Consider the following 20,454-nt stretch of genomic DNA (forward strand, 5'->3'; position numbering starts at 1 on the left):
AGTCATTAGTCATTAGTCATTAGTCATTAGTCATTAGTCATTAGTCATTAGTCATTAGTCATTAGTCATTAGTCATTGGTCAAAAAAAACGACCCATCTTGCTTAATTTATTGGCTATCCCCGCTGTTCTGGAGTTACCGGATCTTCGCGGGTAATTGATTTTAAAGCCCAAAACCAGCGCCCAGTATTTCTTTCCAGTTCCCGCAACAGCATCGGTATCACATCACCACCCATGCCAATTATTTGCTGATACGCTGAGTGCATTGATAATTGGTCAGTAGATGAAACGCCTCGATTTTCTCTTCTGCATTGCTCGACAAGCTGATAAAAAGTTGTTTCCAATTCAGCTTTTTTGCGAGACTGGGTTGCCTCTATCATTTCCCTCAAGTTAGTCGGAATGTTATCTATATTTCTATCAGATTATAGTGGCATTAGCGCCGCTATTACTTGTCCATTGCGGGTTAAAATAATCGGCTCTTGACTGTTTGCATATTCCGCAAGTGCCGACCTTGTCTCAGTAATTTCAATTACTCTCATATCCCTAGCCCTCTCCGCCTAACTTTGATTTATACTACACCCCAGAACCTAACACTATCCCGCCTTCCCATCCGTGAACCGAGATGCGCTAGTCGTAGGCATTAACCGCTACCTTTCCCTGAAAACCGCCGATGCAGAGTAAATCGCCCAACTGCTCGAAAAATACGGTCACTTCCGAGTACGGTGACTGCCAGAAACCCTCATTGACAGCCCAGTATTAACAACAAAATTAAGTTGATTAGGACTTACGCTTTTCGCCCCCTTAGCCCCCCAAATCTGGGGGCCCGATCCACCAGAAACTTCACTGCTGGCAAATCGCACAGACCGGCACCCGCTCGCATTGTATCTTCGATGTATAAATCTGGTGAATCCGTGGGATCGATCGCAGCCGCGATGCCCCCTTGCGCCCAATCGCTAGCAGACAGAGGCAAGTTGTCTTTAGTAATCAAGCCGACCTGTAAATATTTTGGCAGGCAAAGCGCCGCATACAAACCAGCAGCACCCGCCCCAACGATCAAAACATCGAACTGGGTGGGCAAGTCTGGACTCGGTAAAAAACTTACATCTGAGGAATACAAAAATAGCTCCCAGAAAAGGGGTGTGGTCAAAAACAGTTGGTGATAGGGACAAGGAGGACAAGGAGGACAAGGGGGACAAGGAGGACAAGGGGGACTCTTTCTGCCAACCAACTACTTATGACCGCACCCCCAGAAAAGTCCCACTACCAGCGTAATGGGATTAGTTAGCATTTTGCCAGAACCAACTGTGAAAATAGGCCCAGGGGCAAAAGGAAAAGATTTCAGATTTCAAATCTAAAATCTAAAATCTAAAATTCCCCTAGTCCCTAGTTTTAACGATAGATACCGTTGTTAATCCGATCGGCCCCTTGTACTAAGGCGTCTTCTACATAGGTCACCGTAAAGCTATCCAGGTTAGCTTGCAGAATTTCTTTCTGGCGATCGGAAAGCCCTGGAATGCTCAGCACATCCTCTACTTTTTCGTAAGGAGCATTTTTGACAATTTTCCCCGCCAGGGTGGGGTAAACTCCTGGGAATTGCCTGAAAGCTCGCACATTCGTGTTGTTCAAATCAATTTTTCCGCCCATCTGGCCTAGCTTTTGGTCTACCCGATTCCGCAGAACTTCTGCCGATTCTGCTGCCAATACCGGCGTTGAGCGTAAGGCGACACCAGTCAAAGAAGCCGCCATTGCCTTCTGGGGTTGCCCCAGCCATCCAAAGCTACCCAGTACCAGAGCGAATATCATCAACAAACGCAGCAATCGTTTCATAAATAAAAACCTCCCTAAAAGAGCGGATTGAATCCACACACAGCTTTATCAAAGATTATTATCCGGTTTATAGCGCCCTAGTAAACCGATTCACTAATACTTCTTGGTGCCTTTTTAGCTTGTAGGGGCGAAGCAAACGGGGGTGAAAATCTAGGGAGAGAGCGATAGGTTATAGCCCGAATGCTTCGCCCCTACGTTTACTCGAGCTTATTAACCTTGGGGCTGCCTTTCCAACAAAGTATCCAAGTCGGCAAAGGTGCCTGCATAAGTCAGCGTAGGCTTATCATATCCCTTCAGATGCACGGTGTATTGCTTGAATCCAGATTGCTCGGCACCCAAAGGCAAGAGATATTTGTAGGTAGTTTCGCCCAAGGCAATATCCAGGCGCAGTTCTTTGGTAGAGGATTCCAGGCGAAAGGCAGCATTCACCGTATCGCCCAAAGCAGTATAATCGGGCCGATCGCCACTTCCCGTATTCCCCACCATTGCATAGCCAGTATTGATTCCCGCCCCAATCCGCAGCGGGAAAGGCAAGGGATATTGATTGTACAAATCGTCTGTCATTTTGTGGAGGGCGCTCAGAGCATGACAAATGCTGCCGATCTCCTCGTTAGAGATGCCCCGGCTACCGTGAAACCAAACCGCCATAATCGCATCGCCGATGTACTTATCAACCCAACTGCCATGTTCCCGAATAATACTGCCGGAATGACGAAACCATGTGCCAATCAACTCCGAGAGAATCTTTTCATCAAGTTGTCGGGTTAGCCCGGTAAAGTCGCGGATATCCACAACCATCACCGAGATCAGGCGGCGCACGTGCAAAGCCGAAGTTGCCGTCAACTCATCCGAATGCGAACTGCTAGGAGCGTTAGCTTGATAGTTGACGGTGGGCGAGAAAAATTCCAATTCAGTTTGACCGAAAGTGAGGCTATCGCCATGTCGCAGCGTTACGGGTACGCTTACCCTGCGCCCATTCACGAAGGAGCCATTGCGGCTACCAAGATCGATCAGATAGAATTCCCCGGTTTCCATGCACTGTAACATTGCGTGGTTACGGGAAATCCAACGATCCGGCAACACAAAATTGTTGTCGTCACTACGACCAACAGTCCAGCAATAACTGCCCACTAATGGAAGGTAGCGATTACCAGATTCGGTCCGAAGTAAAAGATAAGGAGTGGTAGTGGGTTGCAACGTCACCACATGACTAAAGAAGCGACGAAGAGCTAGTCAGAGTCTTAATCTTGAAGCAATTCAGGCACTATTAATGCCCTTCATCCCTCGCAAGAGCGGTGCTGTTGGCGATAAATTCGCTCAGGCGGCTCTTGCAGCCAACCAAAACAGGCTATCTACAAAAATTGTACTCAATACTGCTCCACTAAACGCCCACCAGTGTAGCTGTCTGGAGCGTAACGGTAAAGTACCCACGATTAAAAGAACACCGACAAGTACAACAGCCCATACGATCCCCCAAGGTGTCTGAACTTGCGCTAGAGCATTTTGTAAAATTGGTGTCGCCAAAGTTGGCTCTACCTGCATCAATTGCCGCCAAGATGGCATCAGATCGACTACGTAAAAGTATATATCCGTTACCGCCGTTCCAAACAGGGAACCCAAATAAAATAAACTACCCACTTTCCACCTATTTTGCGCCACACACCAAAGTGCTAAGGGCAGGCAAATCGCTTCTACTGGCAAGTGGATTGCCGGTTCCCAGCGCAGCCAACCCCAATAAATCGATCCTGCTAGCCAACTCCAGCTGAACCCCAGCAGCAAGTCTCCCCATATCTGCGTCCCCCGACGCCTCTGCAAGGCGAAACTCAATCCCACCCAGCCGGCAGTTAAAAATAAACTTAGCAGTGGCAGCAGCCGCACTAATGGCGCTTGCATAAACACCGGCACTGAAACTAAAAACGAAGCCGCCCCGAAAACCAACCAAGCTCTTTTGGAACCAACTCGCGATCGCAAAGACGCAGACTCGCTTTGCCCAGACAGGGCTGGGGAAATAGAAGCGGAAACAGGTGTGAAGGCTGACAAGGTATCGTTTAACAAAGTATTATTAATTTTTGTTACTAAAGTTTATCTTATTCAAGATATCACAAAAAATATCCCCCCCCTGGGCATTGTTTTTATTTTATCGTAGTTTCTCAGGACTGGGCATTGGGCAAAAGGTCATTAGTCATTAGGCATTGGCATTGGGGTCAGTTTGGGCATTGGAAGAAGAATCCTTCTTTTGACTTTTGACTTCCGCTCTTCGGCACTAGCCCCTACCAGTCCCCAGATAGGCTATGCTCGATCGCGTGTGCTTAGAGGACAACATGGGTTTATCGAAACATCAACTTTTTACGCTTGCTAGCACCAGTTCTGCCAGCGCTCTTTTAGCTCTATTTTTAAATGCTCTGGGCACACATCTGTCAGCGGCTACAACCGCTGAGTCAGTTGCGACTCGATCGGTTGCTCAGGTAAATATATTTCAAGCCATCATTCTAGGCATGGTGCAAGGCTTAACCGAATTCTTGCCGATCAGCAGCACGGCTCATCTTAAAGTGGTGCCCGTAGTCTTGGGGTGGGGCGATCCCGGTGTCGCCTTTACCGCTGTGATTCAGCTGGGTAGTATTGCCGCCGTGCTGTGGTACTTTTGGCGTGACTTGACAAATATCACGATAGGTAGTATAGAAGCGATCGTCCGAAAAGATTACAATTCCCAAGATTTTCAAATGGGGTTGGGAATTGTTCTGGGAACGATACCGATCGTTTTTTTCGGGTTGTTAATTAAAATCCTGATACCCGACTTTGATAACTCACCCCTACGGAGTTTAGGAGCGATCGCATGCGCCTCCATTTTGATGTCTCTGTTGCTGGGAATAGCAGAGCGACTGGGGACACGCAAGCGTAATTTTGAAGCCCTTGGAGTCCGAGACGGGATATTAATGGGTTTAGGTCAGTGTTTGGCTTTAATCCCAGGTTGCTCTCGTTCAGGTTCAACGCTAACAGCTGGGCTATTCATGGGTTTAGAGCGTGCAACAGCGGCGCGTTTTTCGTTTTTGCTGGGCATTCCAGCGATTACCTTAGCTGGATTGGTAGAGCTAAAAGATGCTTTTAAGGAAGGGTTAGGTAGTGCTGGAGTGCTTCCGATCGTAATCGGCATCATCTCAGCAACAATTTTTTCATACATCTCTATCGCATGGCTGATGCGTTTCCTGCAAACACAGAGTACCTGGGTATTTATCTGGTATAGATTGGCATTCGGGGTAGCAATTCTGGGTGCGATCGCCGCTGGAGTACTGCAAAATAGCTAATAGGGTCATCGGTCAGCAGTCAGTGGCCAATAGTCAGTAGTTAGTAGAGAAACAACTGACTATTGACAACTGACTATTGACAACAGACAACTAACAATTACCAATGAGCGAAACTTCGATTCTTCCAGCATTAATTACCAAAGTTCTCCCAGATTCCATCGCCGCAGAAATTGGGTTTGAAATAGGCGATCGCATAGTTTCCATCAACGGCGATCGGCCCCGCGACCTGATCGACTACAAATTTTTGTGCGCCGATGAATTTCTGGAACTAGAAGTTATAGACACCAAAGGCAACAATCATCGCGTTGAAATTGAGAAAGACTACGATGAAGACTTAGGATTAGAATTTGAGACAGCCTTATTCGATGGCTTAATCCAGTGCAATAACCGCTGTCCCTTCTGCTTCATAGATCAACAGCCACCAGGCAAACGAAAATCCCTCTATCTTAAAGATGATGACTATCGACTCAGCTTCCTATATGGCTCCTACTTAACCCTAACTAATCTTACCCAAAAAGAATGGGATCGCATAGAACAGATGCGACTATCTCCCCTCTACGTATCTGTTCACGCCACCGAACCAGAAGTGCGAATTCGCCTGCTAAAAAATCCTCGCGCCGGACAGATTTTAGAACATCTGAAATGGTTTAAAAAACGGCGTCTGCAAATTCATGCCCAAGTAGTTGTTTGTCCCGGCATTAATGATGGCATTCACTTAGAGCAAACTTTGCTTGATTTAGCAAAATTCCACACAGGCGATATTCCTGCTGTAGCTTCTGTCGCAGTAGTTCCGGTGGGTTTGACGCGCTTTCGTCCAGCCGAAGATGAATTGACGGCAGTTACACCCGAAAAAGCACAAGAAGTAATTGCCCAAGTGCAGGAACTCCAAGCATTATTTGTGGCCAAAGGCAAGAAATCCTCAAATCCAAAATCCCAGTGTGTTTGGTTAGCCGATGAGTGGTTTTTAATTGCTAGACAGGAGTTGCCGCCAGAATCCCACTATGAAGATTATCCGCAAATAGATAATGGTGTGGGTTCGATTCGCCTATTCCTGAGAAAGTTTGAGGAAGCTGCTAATAATTTACCATTGGAAATTTATCCATCGCAAACATTTACTTGGGTAGTGGGGAATGCGGTTGAGTTAGCATTTGAGCCAATCCTGCAACGACTCAATCAGGTGAAAGGATTGCAGGTGAATATGGCAGCTTTTCCCAGTCGATATTGGGGACAGAGTATTAGCGTTACAGGTTTGTTGACTGGTCAGGATTTGTTGGAAAATTTACAAGGAAAAGATTTGGGAGATGGGATTTTATTGCCAGCTTTGATGTTGAAGCATGGGGAGACAAGGTTTTTGGATGATATGACCGTTGAGGAACTTGCCGATAAATTGGGAATACGGATTTTGCCAGTGTCGGGAGTTGAAGGGTTGATTGATGAAATCAAGAAATTAAATTCGTTTCTTAAGGATGGAAGAGGCTAAATTTCAGATTTCAGGTTTAAAATAAACAAATCTAAAATCTAAAATCTAAAATTCTTTGATGACTCATAGACATCTCCAACATATAAACTAAACTGCGATCGAATAGGGTAAAATAGAGTTTTACCTAGCCAAAAATGAGCCAACTCAGAGAGTATATAGAGAAGCACCCATCAGAAGCCCAAAGATTAGTGGGTGTCGATGAAGAACAACTAAGGTCGTTAATCAGTCAAGCCGAAAGATTACACAATCAAAAGGAACTGGTAAGAGAACAGAAAAAAACGAGAATAATTAAAGCAGGAGGGGGACGAAGAGCCAAGTTAAGCCTGAGTGACCAAATTCTTTTAACCCTAGTATACCTACATCACTTACCAACATTCCAAATGTTAGGAGTTCAGTTTGAGGTTAGCGAATCAGCGGCCAACTATATATTTCATTACTGGCTAGGAATATTAAGAGAGCTTTTGCCAGCATCTCTAGTAGAACAAGTAAAAAAAAAACGAGTCAGAGTGGTCATGGGTAGCCGAAATATTAAGCAAATTTGAGTTAATAGTAGATAGCTGCGAACAGCCCCGTGAAAGACCTACGTCATATCAAGAGCAAAAAAAGTATTACTCAGGAAAGAATAAAAAACATACCTTTAAAAATCAATTAATTGTCATGCCTACAGGTCAAGAAATAGTTGATGTAGTAGTGGAAAAGCCCGGTGCAACCAGCGATATAAAAATTTGGCGAGAACGGCGTACAGAATTAAGTGATAACCAAAAGTTTCAAGGAGATAAAGCTTATGTAGGAGAACCAGCAATTGACACACCTCATAAGAAAACTAGAAGTAAAAATATTACAGTTGAACAAAAACAAGAGACTCAAAAAAAGGCGCGAAGAAGAGTGGTGGTAGAAGATCTAATTAGACTGGTGAAAACTTTTCGGATAGCAGCCGAAAGATTTCGGTTAAAAACAGCCAATTATGAACCAGTAATTCTAGCCGTATGTGGGTTAATTAGATGGCGGATAGGCGCGATAGTTTTAAATAGTTAAAATCTCTAAAAAATCCTGGCAAATATGAAATAATCTTATTTAATAAACCCGCTCTATTTTGACTGCAACACGGTCAAAGCCCTATGTAACCGTTGGTTTTTGACTACCTGCCCCCTTAAGGGGGCAGGTAGTCAAAAACCAATATTAGAAAGGCTTTGGTAGTTTTTGGAGATGTCTAATGATTAAAGAAACAGTTTCAATGTTCACCCGCGACGGGGTACGCCTCGATGCTGACATCTACCGTCCCGACGCTGAGGGTACTTTCCCGGTGTTGCTGATGCGCCAACCTTATGGAAAAGCGATCGCATCTACAGTCGTCTACGCCCACCCCTCCTGGTACGCCTCCCACGGCTACATTACAGTCATTCAAGATGTCCGAGGACGCGGCACATCAGCAGGCGAATTTAAACTATTTAACCACGAAATTGCAGATGGTTTTGACGCCGTTAACTGGGCGGCGCAACTACCCGGTAGCAGTGGCGAAGTCGGGATGTATGGCTTTTCCTACCAAGGAATGACCCAACTCTACGCCGCCAGCGCCCATCCACCCGCATTAAAAACAATCTGCCCCGCAATGATTGGCTACGATTTATATACAGATTGGGCTTATCAAGGAGGTGCATTTTGTTTGCAAGACAATCTCAGTTGGGCAATTCAACTAGCAGCAGAAACTGCCCGTTTGCGAAACGATGAAAAAGCCTATCAAGCGCTTTATGCTGCTTATCGCAACTTACCTTTATCCGACACAATTCCCGCCAGTCCAGAAATCCTCAAAAAGTTAGCACCTGACTCTTTTTATCACGAGTGGCTAAATCATCCCAAACCCGATGAATATTGGGAAAAACTTTCCCCAAAACAGTATTTTCAAGAAGTAGATCTGCCCATACTGCATATTGGCGGATGGTTCGATACTTACCTGCGCGGTACGCTGCATTTGTACAAAGAAATGGCATACCGCAGCGACTTTCTTCAATATTTGCTCATCGGCCCTTGGGCGCATCTACCTTGGGGCAGAAAAGTTGGTGCAGTAGACTACGGTTCGGCAGCTGCAAGTCCGATCGACAAGTTGCAAATTCGCTGGTTCGATCAATTTCTCAAAGGAAAAGATACAGGATTATTGAAAGAGTTACCTGTGTGCTTATTTGAAATGGGCAGTAATTTGTGGCGATCGTTTGAAAGTTGGCCTAATAATAATCATATCTCTTATTTTTTGTCAAGTTCTGGTTTAGCTAGTTCGCAAGATGATGCAGGCAAATTAGTAGCTCACCTCCCAACCCCCTCTCTTTTGGAAGGAGAGGGGGAGAAAGAGGGAGAAAATCCCAAATCCCCAATCCCCAATCCCCAATCGGAAGATATATTGGTACACGATCCTTGGCGACCCGTTCCCGCTTTGGGAGGTCATGCTAGCTTTCCGGCGGGGTCTTTTGAGCGTTCTGCGATCGATTCTCGGACAGATGTTTTAACTTACACTTCTGCACCGTTGACAGAAGATTTGCATATAGCTGGTGATGTATCGGTAGAAATTTATTGTACAGGAGATCGGCTGAGTTTTGATTTATGCGCGGTGCTATCTGAAGTGCAAAATAATGATAAAGTCTACAATTTTACTCAAGGATACGTGCGAGTTGAACCGAATCAAGAAACAACGCCGTTGAAAATTTCGCTTCAGTCAACTTGCGTGCGAATTGCTAAAGGCGATCGCTTACGTCTCAGTTTAAGTGCTGCTTGTTTTCCGGCTTATCCAGTCAATCCCGGAACAGGTTCGCTTCCAGGTGAAACTCGTTTAATTGAGTCTCAGATTATTACTTTAACAGTGCGAAGTGGAGGTAATTTTCCTTCTCAAATTTTGTTGCCTTTTTGTATGAAAGGGAAGATATGCTTAGAAGCGATCGCACTTTTAATTTAAAAGACCCGCTCCGCCGTTCTAAGCTCGTGCGATCGCATTCTCATACCCTTCGATCGGGACTTGGAATCGGTTTAATAGCGTGCTATCATAAAAAAACAAAACAACTCGTGAGTGCAAATGAGCGGGGAAAAATTTTTATTACCAGTAGTGATTGAAAAGGACAGTGATGGCTATTTTGCCTACTGTCCCCCTTTGCAAGGCTGTTATACCCAGGGGGATTCTTACGAAGAAGTTATCAACAATATCCAGGATGCAATTCGCCTGCATATTGAAGATCGTTTGGCAAATAACGAACCGATTCCTACTAGCGAAATGGTGAGTCTGACAACTTTGGAGGTGCAGGTTTGACTCTACCACTTCCGCGTGTCACCGCAACTGAAGTTATTCGGGTATTAAATAAAATTGACTTTAAGTTAAGTCGTCAAAGCGGTAGTCACAGAATTTATAAAAATGCCGAGGGAAGGCGAGTTACGGTTCCTTTTCATTCGGGCAAAATTCTGCATCCCAAAATACTAAAGAGTATACTTAATGATGCTGGACTGACGGTAGAGGAATTTGTGCAACTACTGGCAGAATAGCTATGCTGAAGTTACTAATTCTCCTGTTATAGCAACCGCCAGGGCGATTAAGCCAACTCCAACTCTTACTTCTTATCCAAATCCCTTACGCAGTAACCTTTTCCCTCTTCCCTCTTCCCTAGCCCCTAGCCCCTAGCCCCTAGCCCCTAGCTATAATTGGTTAATTGGCGGATATCTCCTGTTTTAGGGTTCAAGGCTCTGACGGTAAATCCTGCTCCTTGAATCACTTCATCCATTGTAAAAAAGGTTTGTCAACTCTCAAAAATGTGTTATTTATAATTATGTCACATCACTAACTAATTAGAGCCGGAACTAGAAATATTTGAATCATCCATGATGTTAGGTGTAACTAACACAACGATTTCATTACGAGTGCGATCGCTTGTTCTACTTCTGAACAAAGCACCAATAATGGGGATATCTCCTAAGATAGGAGTTTTCGTTGTAATAGTTCTGTCTTGCTCCTGAATAATTCCAGTCAGGATCAGGGTCTGACCATCTCGGAGGCGGATACTTCCTGTTTCCAAACGGCGGCGATTGACGAGCTGCTGAATCAACAAATCGTTCCTAGAAGGGTCTGTAATCCTCTCCCCAGGCGAACTGACTTCCGGCGATACAAAAAGCGTAATAAAGCCATTGTCATCAATCTGATCGACAGCAATATTCAGGATCACACCTACATCAATTGGGTCTTTTGTTTCAGACACCGTTCTTGTTTGGTTACCTGGAGCGGCTTCTGTAATCTGCCTAAAACCTGCAAATACTTGAGTCGTCAAGTTCACCTGAGAATGGCTACCCTCTTGTACAATTAATGTTGGATCGGTTAATATCTTGGCATTATTTGAGGTAATTTGAGACTGAAGATTCAACAAAAACTGGCGAGGAAACTGAAAAGCTCTTGCTAAATTCGGGCCTTCTATCACATTAGGACTGAACAAGCTACCAGGATTTTGTGATGGATTGGGATTAATGAATCTAGGATTAAACCGCCCAAAATTAATATTGGCGCTGCCTTGATTGACATTAAAAAAACTTCCCCCGACACCAAAAGAAAAACTGGCTCCAATAGTGTCCTGATTGGTGAGATTCACTTCAATAATTTTGACATTTACCGCCACCTGTCTCCGACGCACATCGAGTTGAGCTAGGTAATTAGTGGCTATTTCAACAAGCTTAAGAGGGCCGATTAAAGTGACAGAGTTTGTGCGACTATCGGCGGTAACCTGCAATCCATCTAGCAGTTGCTCGGTCGGATCTGGAGAACGCTGAAAGGGATTTGGGGCTGGGGCATTTTGTTGAGGAGTAACAGAACCACCTCCATTGGCTCCCAGTGCTTCCAGAGCTTGAATAGCACCCCTAAACGGAATATTTCGGGTTGTGGTACTGTTTCTACCCACCTGACTGCTGGTATTGGTGCTACTGTTAGCTTGGCTACCACCACTTGTGAGGCTCGATCCGCTGGTGAGAACTGTTGTGAGCGGACTTTCGGGCATTGTTGCTTTCAATTGGTTGAGTCGGATGGTACGCATCACCAAACCACGGGTAGCAGCAGGGAGGTTTCGACCTACTAAGATGGTGTTTCCGACGCGATTACCCTGCAATCTGGTTAGTTGCAAAACATAGTTGAAAACGTTTTGAATAGATTCATTTTGTACTTCCATCGAAATGTTTGGTTCTGTCAATGTTTCTGCACCCGTTTGCAGTCTTCCTCTGGTAATGGGAGGAGTATTGGGACTGGGGGTAGGCGCAGCATCTTCAGCAAAGACGATACTAAGACCAGCAGCTTGAACTAGAAGGGTTAAAACTTCCCGCGCCGATGCGTTTCGCAATACTAAGCGGGTGATCCGCTGTGATGTTCCTAAGTCGATCGATGTGGCAGCGATATCAAGATTGGAGACGGCAATATCTCCTAGTGGAGGTGCTACTGCTTGCGGCAAAAAAGGCAGATTAGAATTTGCTGCTGGGGATTGGGGATTAGGGATTGGGGATTGGGGATTGGGGATTGAGGATTGGGGATTGGGGATTGGGGATTGGGGATTGGGGATTGGGGATTGTTCTGGCGCTGCTGCTCTCTCCCTCTTTGCTTCTACTACTATGGTAGGGGCGGGTGAGGCTACTCGATTATTGCCAGCTAAGCTGAGGCTAAGAACTAAAGTGCTGGGATCTCGTCGCGTTACTTCTCCCGTTAGCGAACCAGCTTGTCTCGTCAAGATTACCTGAACGCTATTTTCACTTAGGGGAATAATCGTCATCGACGCGATTCCAGGAGCAGGATTATCTTGATTAAAACTGTTAGCTTGAGGTAATTTTAGTTTGGTGTTGGTAATTTCAGCTATCCAAGTATTGCCTCGATTAATGGTAAAGACTTGTGGCATATCGCCACTTTGTGTTTCTAGAACAATATCAAGTCCGTTGCTGGTCGGAGCAAGCCGCACATTTGTAATTAAAGTCAGATCGGCATGAGCAGGAGCGGCAGTCAGTACAATAACTGCCCCGGCGATCGATGTTTGGCATATTCCCCAGAATAAACGCATTAAAATAAAATCTGAAATGTAAAATGGTTAGACAAAATCAAGGCACAGAAGTTGGATTTGTTAGTAATGGTTGTGTTCTATTTTCTTGGTTTTCATTGGTTGTTGCTGCACAGGGACGCCCATTTGCGTCAAACACATAACACTGACTGGGACTTAAATTACTACCTGAACTACGACCAGCCGAAGTACGCTCTGTCGATCGACTACTATTATTTTCATCTGTTTTGTTACATAAACGATCTAAATCTAGAGTTGTACCATCATCTGTTTGTAAGTAGCAGATCAAGGTATTCACATTAGAGTTTGGCACTTCTGGGTATCGGGAATTTCTAATTAGCGGTCGCGCCAAAACAACAGACGGCCATAAGGTCATAAGGATAGTGGATAAGGCAGCAGTTAAAGGAAAGAATCTCGCTATTGCACTACACCGCATTTTTACCGTTCACCTTTTATCTAAAACCTAAAATTGCTTCAAACAATCCGATTTTCATTAGTGCCCGTGTTGTGATTCCCAAACCGATCGCTGTGATGAAAATAGCACTAATGGCAGGCAATACTTTCAGCAGTCTAAGGTGTGTTGGTAGCACAACGAAAAATCGCTTAGCGAAAACGAGCAGCAATCCAAGCCCGGTCAGCACTCCTGCAAGTCCCAAACTGAATGCTAACACTAAGACGAGTCCAAAACTGACTTGACCGATCGCGATCGCACTCAGCAGCAAAACTAAGGCTGAGGGACATGGTACAAGACCGCCAGAAATACCTAGAACAAGCAAGTTGCGCCAGGTGACTGGAGAACCGTCTGCACCAGGAGGTAAGTGGGAGTGTCCGACGGGATTTTGGGTTTGAGTTGCGCGATCGTGGTGATGATGGCTATGACCGTGGTCATGGTCATGATGATGATGGCTATGGTCATGATCGTGGTGATGGTGATGGTGATGGTCATCATGACTGTGTTCATCATCTGATTTCCCTAATAGCCGGACACTCGCCATCCGACTAAGGAACAAGTTCAGACCGATGACGACCACCATTAAACCTGATAGGAAACTCAGCCAGGGATAAATCTGCTCTGGTAAGATGTACTGGGACGCGAAGAGAGTCACGAGTCCCAAAGCAAATATGCCAGTAGTATGTGCGATCGTCGTTGTCAGCCCCAAAAACAAGGCGTGTTGGGCAGTTGCACGCGACCCCGCCAGGTAAGCACCGACGATTGTTTTTCCGTGTCCGGGAGACATGGCGTGCATTGCGCCCCACACAAAAGCACCGCCTAGAGCGATCGCAACACCCACTGCTGACTGCCATATCGAACCCTGTATTAACGAAAATTCGCGATTTTCTGGAGAGAATATGACGTTTTGCGCCTTTCCAGGTTGCAGAACAGTCGCCAAACAGCGAGCTGTTGGCACTCCCGGCAAAAACAAATTGTAGTCAATCTTCAGACCTCGAACAAGCTTAGGCCAGGTGTAAACCAACACTAAAGTACTGTGAGTTCCGGCAGTGACGTTCAAGTTCGACGGTGGAGTCAGAGACTCTTTCACAGTTAGAATACCGTTGTGATTTTCACCATCGATAAGACGGATGCGATCGCTAAAAAAGCTCTTCAGATCTACTTGATGTCTGCGGACTTCATCCGGCGATAGCTGGTTATCTCGGTTATCATCCGCCGAACTCACCAAACCCGTGGGAAAAGTGAGCGTAATTTGGGTTTCGGTCTTACCTACCACAATTTCAGCAACTGCCAAATCTGCCCAATGAGCTAAACTAGGACTTGCAAAAGCAATGAGTGCGATCGGTAACAGAAACGAGAAGATGACAACGAATAGTTTTGAGTTTTGAGTTTTGAGTTTTGATTTAAAGAAGTTAATGAATAATTTTGAGTGCTGAATTTTGGCTTTTAAATTCGACCGAAATCTGAAAACTGAATACCAGACATTCATAAAAATCTCCAAAACTCAAAACAATTCTTCAGTTCAACCCTAAAAGCCCTACACCCAATCCCAAAGCCCGTCGAGCGTTTTCGTCAAAAGTGGGGTCAGTTTCTTGGGCAAGCCGAAAGAAAGCATTTGCCTTAGATTGGTTCCCCAGCGCCTGTTCGATCGTACCGGCCCGATCGAAGAGTCCAGCATCGCGTAGGCCCGATCGTAGCGCTGACTGCATTGCCTGCTGAGCTTTTTGCCACTCACCTTTTTGAGAAAGAGCCCAAGCTAAGGTGTCAAGCGTTTCAGCATCGCGGCGCGATCGTACTTCCATCTGCATCAGGGACAAAGCCTCTTCCACATCAGCAGAACTACCCCTCTCCAGCAGCAGACGCGCCAACTCGCGCCTATGTCCGAACCCAGTCAAATCTTGGCGCAATCGCGCTTCAGCTTTATCTCGCCACAATGCAGCCCCGTCAGGGTCGCCTGACAAATCTTTCACGCGAGCCATACCCCTCATCACGACGTGATCGTACACAGTCGGAGAGCGTTGCGAAGTAAGGAAGAACAGCGAATAATGACCCTCAGCCGCCCGATAATCTCCCTGCCTAACCTCCAACTCTGCCATATTTAATAGTGCTGAGGGATACTGCGGCAGAACGCGCAAAGCTTCTTGGTAAAGTTGGCGTGCTTGTTTAAGTTGTCCCCGCTTAAAATAATATCTACCCAGCAGCGTCCGCGTCCAGACCGAACTGCCCGTTTCTTCTGGTTCTTCCACAGCCAAAGCTTGTTGGAAATCGCGAATTGCTTCTCGATCTTTTCCCGCAGCTATCTGTACCAATGCCCGTAATGTTAAAGAGTTTAAATTTGGAGTTTTATCTACCAAAGCATTAGCTGCGGACAACGCCTCAGATATTTTGCCACTTGCCAGATTTGCGGTTACCAAAACTGAGAGAGTTTCTTCATTATTCTGCACCTGTTTAACCAGGCGAAGGGCAGAAGCAAAGTCATGTCTGGCAACTGCAACTCGCGCCAGTACCATAATCGCACCATCATTGTGAAATGACAATTTAGCCAACGATTGTTGGGCTGTTTGTTCTGCGAGTAAATACCAACTGGCTTCTCCACTAGCGCGAGCCATTTTTAAGTATACTGTGGCTAGAAAAGCGCGATTCAGACCATCATTAGGAGCGTATTGGATACGCTCCTGATAGAAAGCAATTTCCCTCTGGAGGTCGGTGGTAATACTGCCTCGCGATGGTCGTTGAAAGCGGTAGCGATAGGGAGCATCGAGTTTCTGTTCTCCAAAACTTCCCCAAAAAAAGTACAGGCTGACTGGAATAGCTGCCAGTAGTATAACTGCGCCGATTTTGGATTTTAGATCTTTAATTTTGGATTGGATAACAACCACCAATATCTTCTCCTTTCACCTATCTTAATTAGGTAAGTTGTTGCGCTTCAGCGCTAAAGCGCAACAACTTACCCTCGAATTAACTAATTGATATTGCAGATTCCAAATTCAATTTTTAATCTGCAATCTGACATTTTAAATTTTGTTTAATTCGGTTCGGGCACATAGGGGAACGCACCCAGCACTGGCTTGTGACCTCTACCGCCTAGATTTGGCCCGTCGTAGGATACGTTATCGCTGGTAACCGCGCCGTTGCTGAGGACGCTTAAGGTGATATCTATGACATCATCTCGGATCAAGCGACCGCGAATCGGGCTACCCCTGCCGTTAAGGGCGTTGCCATAGCCGCTGGGTTGGGTGGTGTCGATCCGCATTACGTCGGGCAGAAAGGCTCCCAGCAAGGAGGTGGCGCGAGCATCGCTATTTCCAAGAGCCAGCAGTGTCCGTTTTGCTTCGCCGACAATAGGGCCAGCAATGCGAGCGGCTGGTTGCTGACCGGCTAGGGCAGCGGCCTCGAAATCGGGGCCAACACCGTTGAGCGCGTTCAGGAAGTCGTTAGTAAGGACTAAGCCTTCGTTGACCGCTGGCCGAGCTAACCGTTCCACTTGTGCGTATGTGCCGTCTGGTCTGCGTGCCGAGATGGTTTGCCAAACATCGAAAGTTGTGACGGGGGTTCCGGCTTGCAAGAACTGACGCGGCACCCGCACAGCAATGGTATTGACGTTGTAACCGCCAGTAAAATCGAGGCCGGGGCTGCGGAAGCCTACGCTGGGGCCAATGCCAGCCAGTCCGGCGCGAACGCGGAAGAATTGTTCCACGTCGAAGAAGAACGGGTCTTCCCGCAGGCCAGCAAAGACGCTCAGGGTAGAGCCGCCCAAGGATACTTGGTTAGCTATGGGGGCGGTATTGAGCGGGGTAGTACGCAGATTCTGTGCTGTTGCGGTAGCGCCGTCTCTGATGGCTGTGACGGTGATGTTCTGCTGGCCTCTGGGATTGGGCGGGCTAAACTCGAATCGCAGGACTACGTTGCTTTGGCCTGTGGCAGCAGCATCGTTGTTGGCAATGCGCGTCACTTTGAATTCGTAGCGGGCGGTGGAGCTGAAGTAATATTGCTGACGAGCGACCGATCGCGGATTGCTGTTCATAATAAAAACCAGGTCACCCTCAGCAGCATTAGGATTCTGGTCTCTTTCTCGAAATACGTACAAGTCAGTCAAGTTCAAATTGCGACCCTTGGTGTCCACTTCGCCGTCGTCATGGTCGGAAGCCCTTAAGAACAGTGAGCCGCCGAAGCCACCGATCGCAGATAATACCAAGGCAATTAATCCTACTCGGATTGTGTTTTTTATTTTCATTCTTGTTACTTTTGCTCCAATTCCTAAATTAATTATCACACTATCACTTTCTATGGTATCATAGCAGCTAGCGGCTGAAAATTTTTTCCTTATCTAGCCAAAAATTTAATTTCTTCTGTCGGCAGCGAGTAGGCCGGAGGGCTTACAGCCCCTAAGTCTCCTTAAAAGATCCACCGATCGAGAGATTGTAATCGTCGCGATTATCATTCACTATTTCTACTTTATCAGTGTCAATTTTGGAGTAAAGCATGACTTCAGTAGTTCCTTTTGATTTATTTAACGAGCAGTTTTATCTGGCGACAAACCCTGATGTAGCAGCAGCTGTTGCCGCTGGAACTTTTACCTCTGGCTTTCAGCACTTTAGCGTGTCTGGTTTGCAGGAAGGTCGAACTCGAATATCACCATTTTATAGCGAACAAAATTATCTACTTGGCAACCCCGATGTGAGTGCAGCCGTTAATGCTGGGGTTTTTAGATCTGGGTTGCAACACTACTTCCTCGCGGGATTCGATGAGGGTCGTGCTGCTATTTTTGGCAGTTTTTTCAACGAGAGTGCTTATTTAGGTGCAAATCCAGATATAGCGGCTGCTGTGGCTGCTGGTTCTTTAAGCTCTGGCTTCCAACACTATATAACGAATGGACAGACCGAGAACCGCCTGGGAACTTTTGCTGGAACCAGCGTGAATGATGTTATTAATGGCACAGGAAATGTCACGCAAATTCTCGGAGTTGGCATCAACGTTGATTCTACTGGCTTTACAAAATATGATAGTTATGGAGCCGGAGAAGTTGATGTTCTGATTGGGGGAGCCGGAAGAGATACATTTATTCTTGGCGCAGGTAGTGAATTACCAGGTGTTGACCCTCAACCGTTCTATGTGGATGGCGGTAATAATGACTACGCGCTAATTCGGAATTTTACCCCTGGCACTGATTCTATCCAGCTAGCAGGAAACCCAGAAGACTACATTCCTCAGGTTGCTAATGGAGGTATCAATATTCTTACATCCTCCGGAGACCTAGTTGGTATTCTTCAAGGAGCAACATCTCTGAATATCATCAGTCAATCTACCGGCAATGCGACTTTCCTTGTTGGCTAGTAATGTCATGTCGGGTCGATTGCCATAATGAAATATTTGGTATGTTGTTGCGCTTCAGCGCTTTCAGGACTGTTTCGTAAATCCTAGCTTTTTATAGCAACCGACGAAAGTCGGTTAGGGCAACTCCAACTCTTACTTCTTTTCCAAATCCCTTACGGAGTAACCTTTTCCCTCTCCCCTCAACGCTAGCCCCTAGCCCCTAGCTATAAGATAGCGCTGAAGCGCAACAACATACCTAAGTGCTGAGTAAGCTGCTCCGCATTTAAACTGTATAACTCAAAAAAGCCTAACTCTTGTCGGGTAGGCATTCCTGCCATCCAGGATATGTGAATTAGGTGCGTTTCAGCTTACAAACACAGCACTCAGCACTTTGCTATATACAAATTCCCCGATAAAATTATCGTTCCCAGGTTCAACCCAAGAACGATAATTTCAAGGCTAACTAATAGTTAATAGCTAACAGCTACCCACTTTTTCTAAAATCAGTTTGGAGCGTTTTATCATCTCTGGAACTGGTATGGGATAATCGCCTGTGAAGCAGGCAGAACAGAAACTGCTGGGGTCTTCTCCCGTGGCTTTGAGCATACCATCCCAACTCAGATAAGCCAGGGAGTCAACCTCGATTTGTTTGCCAATCTCTGCCACAGACTTGGTGGCGGCAATCAGCTGATCTTGACTATCGGTGTCAATACCGTAGAAGCAGGGGTGAGTCACTGGCGGCGATGAAATCCGCATATGAACTTCGGTAGCACCGGCATCCCGCAATGTTTTGACAAGTTTGCGACTGGTGGTTCCCCGAACAATGGAGTCATCGACAATGACAATGCGTTTACCAGCCAAAACATCTTTGAGGGGATTTAGCTTCATGCGGAGACCAGTCTCGCGCATTTTTTGAGTTGGCTGGATGAAGGTGCGACCGACGTAGCGATTTTTAATCAAACCTTCGGCGTAGGGAATGCCAGAGGTTTGGGAAAAGCCTATGGCAGCAGGAATGCCTGAATCTGGTACGCCGATAACGATGTCGGCATCAACTGGTGATTCGCCTGCCAGCTGACGCCCCAGCCGCAGCCGGTAGCTGTACAGACTTTCGCCCTCCATGATGCTATCTGGACGGGCAAAGTAGATCATTTCAAAGATGCAAAGTTTGCGTTTTGGCTGCTGAGTCCAGTGGAAGGAAGCCAAACCCGCTTCAGTGATCCAAACTAATTCTCCTGGTTCCACATCTCGCAGGTATTCGGCACCGATAATGTCTAAACCGCAGGTTTCGGAGGCGAGGACGTAGCGGGTGGTACGGGTGTCTTCGCCCGTCACGATCGTGCCAATTACCAGGGGACGAATACCGTTGGGGTCGCGGACGCCCATGAGGCCAGCGGGGGTGCCGATCGCTAAACTAAAAGCTCCCTGACACTTGTGAAATGCTCGGATCGCGCCTTCTAACCAATCTTTGCCTTCGTTGATTTCTTCGGCAATAGCATGGGCGATCATCTCTGAATCGGTTGTGCTGACTAAAATACAGTCCCGCCGCAGCAATTCCTCTCGTAATTCCGGCGTATTGACCAGATTCCCATTGTGTGCTAATGCAATCGAACCCAGGCGAGTTTCTACCACTGCTGGCTGGGCGTTGACAACGCGACTGGAACCAGTAGTAGAGTAACGGGTATGACCAACTGCTAAATTGCCTGTCAGGCTATTCAAGATGGTTTCGTTAAAGACTTGCGACACCAATCCCATCTCTTTGTGCAAATGCACGCTTGAGCCGTCAAAGGTGGCGATACCAGCCGATTCTTGACCTCGGTGCTGTAAGGCGTACAGCCCAAAGTAAGTTAACTTGGCGACATCTTCTCCGGGTGCATAGATGCCAAACACACCACAGGCTTCCTCTGGTTTATCGTTTTGCGCCTCGTTGTCCATGCTGGGATACTCGTCACAAGAGAGGGGATCGTTGGGGGTCATGCTACGGCTTTGCTCCTAATAAGGATATTGAGTCAGAGGGCTCGCTCATCAAGCGGGAT

18 protein-coding genes and 1 pseudogene are annotated in these 20,454 nt (G+C 46.4%); 8 read left to right on the plus strand and 11 right to left on the minus strand.

Annotated features, from left to right (window positions below):
* Window positions 1-114: 114 nt before the first annotated feature.
* The 5 genes and pseudogenes from LAY41_RS19800 to LAY41_RS19820 form a co-directional block, all read right to left on the minus strand.
* Window positions 115-378, minus strand: coding sequence for a hypothetical protein (locus LAY41_RS19800; RefSeq protein ID WP_249101875.1), 264 nt, complete (start codon window positions 376-378; stop codon window positions 115-117).
* A gap of 440 nt (window positions 379-818) precedes the next feature.
* Window positions 819-1,076: pseudogene (locus tag LAY41_RS19805) on the minus strand (FAD-binding protein); the annotation flags it as partial.
* A 311-nt stretch (window positions 1,077-1,387) separates the two neighbouring features.
* Window positions 1,388-1,825, minus strand: coding sequence for a photosystem II complex extrinsic protein PsbU (gene psbU, locus LAY41_RS19810; protein WP_249101878.1), 438 nt, complete (start codon window positions 1,823-1,825; stop codon window positions 1,388-1,390).
* Between the two features lie 210 nt (window positions 1,826-2,035).
* Entirely contained in the window at window positions 2,036-3,031 is a 996-nt protein-coding gene (locus LAY41_RS19815) for an adenylate/guanylate cyclase domain-containing protein (protein ID WP_249101880.1), read from the minus strand.
* A 111-nt stretch (window positions 3,032-3,142) separates the two neighbouring features.
* Entirely contained in the window at window positions 3,143-3,880 is a 738-nt protein-coding gene (locus LAY41_RS19820) for a DUF3120 domain-containing protein (RefSeq protein ID WP_420840332.1), read from the minus strand.
* Between the two features lie 266 nt (window positions 3,881-4,146).
* Here LAY41_RS19820 and LAY41_RS19825 point away from each other — a divergent pair, with 266 nt between their 5' ends.
* The 7 genes from LAY41_RS19825 (at window position 4,147) to LAY41_RS19855 (ending at window position 10,126) form a co-directional block, all read left to right on the plus strand.
* Window positions 4,147-5,127 carry an undecaprenyl-diphosphate phosphatase gene (locus tag LAY41_RS19825; RefSeq protein WP_275974271.1) on the plus strand — a complete coding sequence of 327 codons (981 nt, stop codon included), beginning with the start codon at window positions 4,147-4,149 and terminating at the stop codon, window positions 5,125-5,127.
* A 103-nt stretch (window positions 5,128-5,230) separates the two neighbouring features.
* On the plus strand, window positions 5,231-6,607 hold the full coding sequence (locus LAY41_RS19830) for a TIGR03279 family radical SAM protein (protein WP_249101881.1): 1,377 nt from the start codon (window positions 5,231-5,233) through the stop codon (window positions 6,605-6,607).
* 134 nt (window positions 6,608-6,741) lie between these two features.
* Window positions 6,742-7,149: a helix-turn-helix domain-containing protein gene (locus tag LAY41_RS19835; RefSeq protein ID WP_249101884.1), complete on the plus strand. Its 408-nt coding sequence runs from the start codon at window positions 6,742-6,744 to the stop codon at window positions 7,147-7,149.
* Window positions 7,150-7,153: 4 nt separating this feature from the next.
* The gene (locus tag LAY41_RS19840; RefSeq protein WP_249102192.1) at window positions 7,154-7,642 is read left to right on the plus strand and encodes an HARBI1 family protein; all 489 of its coding nucleotides are present in this window, start codon (window positions 7,154-7,156) and stop codon (window positions 7,640-7,642) included.
* Between the two features lie 178 nt (window positions 7,643-7,820).
* The gene (locus tag LAY41_RS19845; RefSeq protein ID WP_249101886.1) at window positions 7,821-9,548 is read left to right on the plus strand and encodes a CocE/NonD family hydrolase; all 1,728 of its coding nucleotides are present in this window, start codon (window positions 7,821-7,823) and stop codon (window positions 9,546-9,548) included.
* A 117-nt stretch (window positions 9,549-9,665) separates the two neighbouring features.
* Window positions 9,666-9,896 carry a type II toxin-antitoxin system HicB family antitoxin gene (locus LAY41_RS19850; RefSeq protein WP_249101887.1) on the plus strand — a complete coding sequence of 77 codons (231 nt, stop codon included), beginning with the start codon at window positions 9,666-9,668 and terminating at the stop codon, window positions 9,894-9,896.
* Window positions 9,893-10,126 (plus strand): type II toxin-antitoxin system HicA family toxin, encoded by a 234-nt coding sequence (locus LAY41_RS19855; RefSeq protein ID WP_249101891.1) that lies wholly within the window; start codon window positions 9,893-9,895, stop codon window positions 10,124-10,126. Before LAY41_RS19850 ends, LAY41_RS19855 begins: the two co-directional genes overlap by 4 nt.
* Window positions 10,127-10,422: 296 nt before the next feature.
* Here the strand turns inward: LAY41_RS19855 and LAY41_RS19860 are convergent, their stop codons facing one another.
* The 5 genes from LAY41_RS19860 to LAY41_RS19880 all read right to left on the minus strand — a co-directional run bounded on the left by LAY41_RS19860 (window position 10,423) and on the right by LAY41_RS19880 (window position 17,342).
* Window positions 10,423-12,660 carry an AMIN domain-containing protein gene (locus LAY41_RS19860; RefSeq protein WP_249101894.1) on the minus strand — a complete coding sequence of 746 codons (2,238 nt, stop codon included), beginning with the start codon at window positions 12,658-12,660 and terminating at the stop codon, window positions 10,423-10,425.
* A 37-nt stretch (window positions 12,661-12,697) separates the two neighbouring features.
* Window positions 12,698-13,033: a hypothetical protein gene (locus tag LAY41_RS19865; RefSeq protein ID WP_249101898.1), complete on the minus strand. Its 336-nt coding sequence runs from the start codon at window positions 13,031-13,033 to the stop codon at window positions 12,698-12,700.
* Between the two features lie 76 nt (window positions 13,034-13,109).
* Window positions 13,110-14,597 carry a nickel/cobalt transporter gene (locus LAY41_RS19870; RefSeq protein ID WP_249101901.1) on the minus strand — a complete coding sequence of 496 codons (1,488 nt, stop codon included), beginning with the start codon at window positions 14,595-14,597 and terminating at the stop codon, window positions 13,110-13,112.
* A 28-nt stretch (window positions 14,598-14,625) separates the two neighbouring features.
* Window positions 14,626-15,987, minus strand: coding sequence for a tetratricopeptide repeat protein (locus LAY41_RS19875; RefSeq protein WP_249101903.1), 1,362 nt, complete (start codon window positions 15,985-15,987; stop codon window positions 14,626-14,628).
* A 146-nt stretch (window positions 15,988-16,133) separates the two neighbouring features.
* Window positions 16,134-17,342 (minus strand): DUF4331 domain-containing protein, encoded by a 1,209-nt coding sequence (locus LAY41_RS19880; RefSeq protein ID WP_249101906.1) that lies wholly within the window; start codon window positions 17,340-17,342, stop codon window positions 16,134-16,136.
* Between the two features lie 248 nt (window positions 17,343-17,590).
* On the opposite strand from LAY41_RS19880, the gene LAY41_RS19885 reads away from it, so the two are divergent.
* Window positions 17,591-18,442, plus strand: coding sequence for a hypothetical protein (locus tag LAY41_RS19885; protein ID WP_249101908.1), 852 nt, complete (start codon window positions 17,591-17,593; stop codon window positions 18,440-18,442).
* 456 nt (window positions 18,443-18,898) lie between these two features.
* Here the strand turns inward: LAY41_RS19885 and purF are convergent, their stop codons facing one another.
* Complete coding sequence (gene purF / locus LAY41_RS19890) at window positions 18,899-20,395, minus strand: amidophosphoribosyltransferase (protein ID WP_249101910.1); 1,497 nt, start codon at window positions 20,393-20,395, stop codon at window positions 18,899-18,901.
* Window positions 20,396-20,454 lie beyond the last annotated feature (59 nt).

Source organism: Argonema galeatum A003/A1, from assembly GCF_023333595.1.
In the GTDB taxonomy this organism is placed as follows: Bacteria; Cyanobacteriota; Cyanobacteriia; order Cyanobacteriales; family Aerosakkonemataceae; genus Argonema; species Argonema galeatum.

Bases quoted from the DNA above. Each gene is read 5' to 3' on its own strand.
- LAY41_RS19800 (WP_249101875.1), bottom strand. From the start codon at position 378: ATGATAGAGGCAACCCAGTCTCGCAAAAAAGCTGAATTGGAAACAACT.
- psbU (WP_249101878.1), bottom strand. From the start codon at position 1,825: ATGAAACGATTGCTGCGTTTGTTGATGATATTCGCTCTGGTACTGGGT.
- LAY41_RS19825 (WP_275974271.1), top strand. From the start codon at position 4,147: ATGGGTTTATCGAAACATCAACTTTTTACGCTTGCTAGCACCAGTTCT.
- LAY41_RS19830 (WP_249101881.1), top strand. From the start codon at position 5,231: ATGAGCGAAACTTCGATTCTTCCAGCATTAATTACCAAAGTTCTCCCA.
- LAY41_RS19835 (WP_249101884.1), top strand. From the start codon at position 6,742: ATGAGCCAACTCAGAGAGTATATAGAGAAGCACCCATCAGAAGCCCAA.
- LAY41_RS19845 (WP_249101886.1), top strand. From the start codon at position 7,821: ATGATTAAAGAAACAGTTTCAATGTTCACCCGCGACGGGGTACGCCTC.
- LAY41_RS19850 (WP_249101887.1), top strand. From the start codon at position 9,666: ATGAGCGGGGAAAAATTTTTATTACCAGTAGTGATTGAAAAGGACAGT.
- LAY41_RS19860 (WP_249101894.1), bottom strand. From the start codon at position 12,660: ATGCGTTTATTCTGGGGAATATGCCAAACATCGATCGCCGGGGCAGTT.
- LAY41_RS19865 (WP_249101898.1), bottom strand. From the start codon at position 13,033: ATGACCTTATGGCCGTCTGTTGTTTTGGCGCGACCGCTAATTAGAAAT.
- LAY41_RS19870 (WP_249101901.1), bottom strand. From the start codon at position 14,597: ATGAATGTCTGGTATTCAGTTTTCAGATTTCGGTCGAATTTAAAAGCC.
- LAY41_RS19880 (WP_249101906.1), bottom strand. From the start codon at position 17,342: ATGAAAATAAAAAACACAATCCGAGTAGGATTAATTGCCTTGGTATTA.
- LAY41_RS19885 (WP_249101908.1), top strand. From the start codon at position 17,591: ATGACTTCAGTAGTTCCTTTTGATTTATTTAACGAGCAGTTTTATCTG.
- purF (WP_249101910.1), bottom strand. From the start codon at position 20,395: ATGACCCCCAACGATCCCCTCTCTTGTGACGAGTATCCCAGCATGGAC.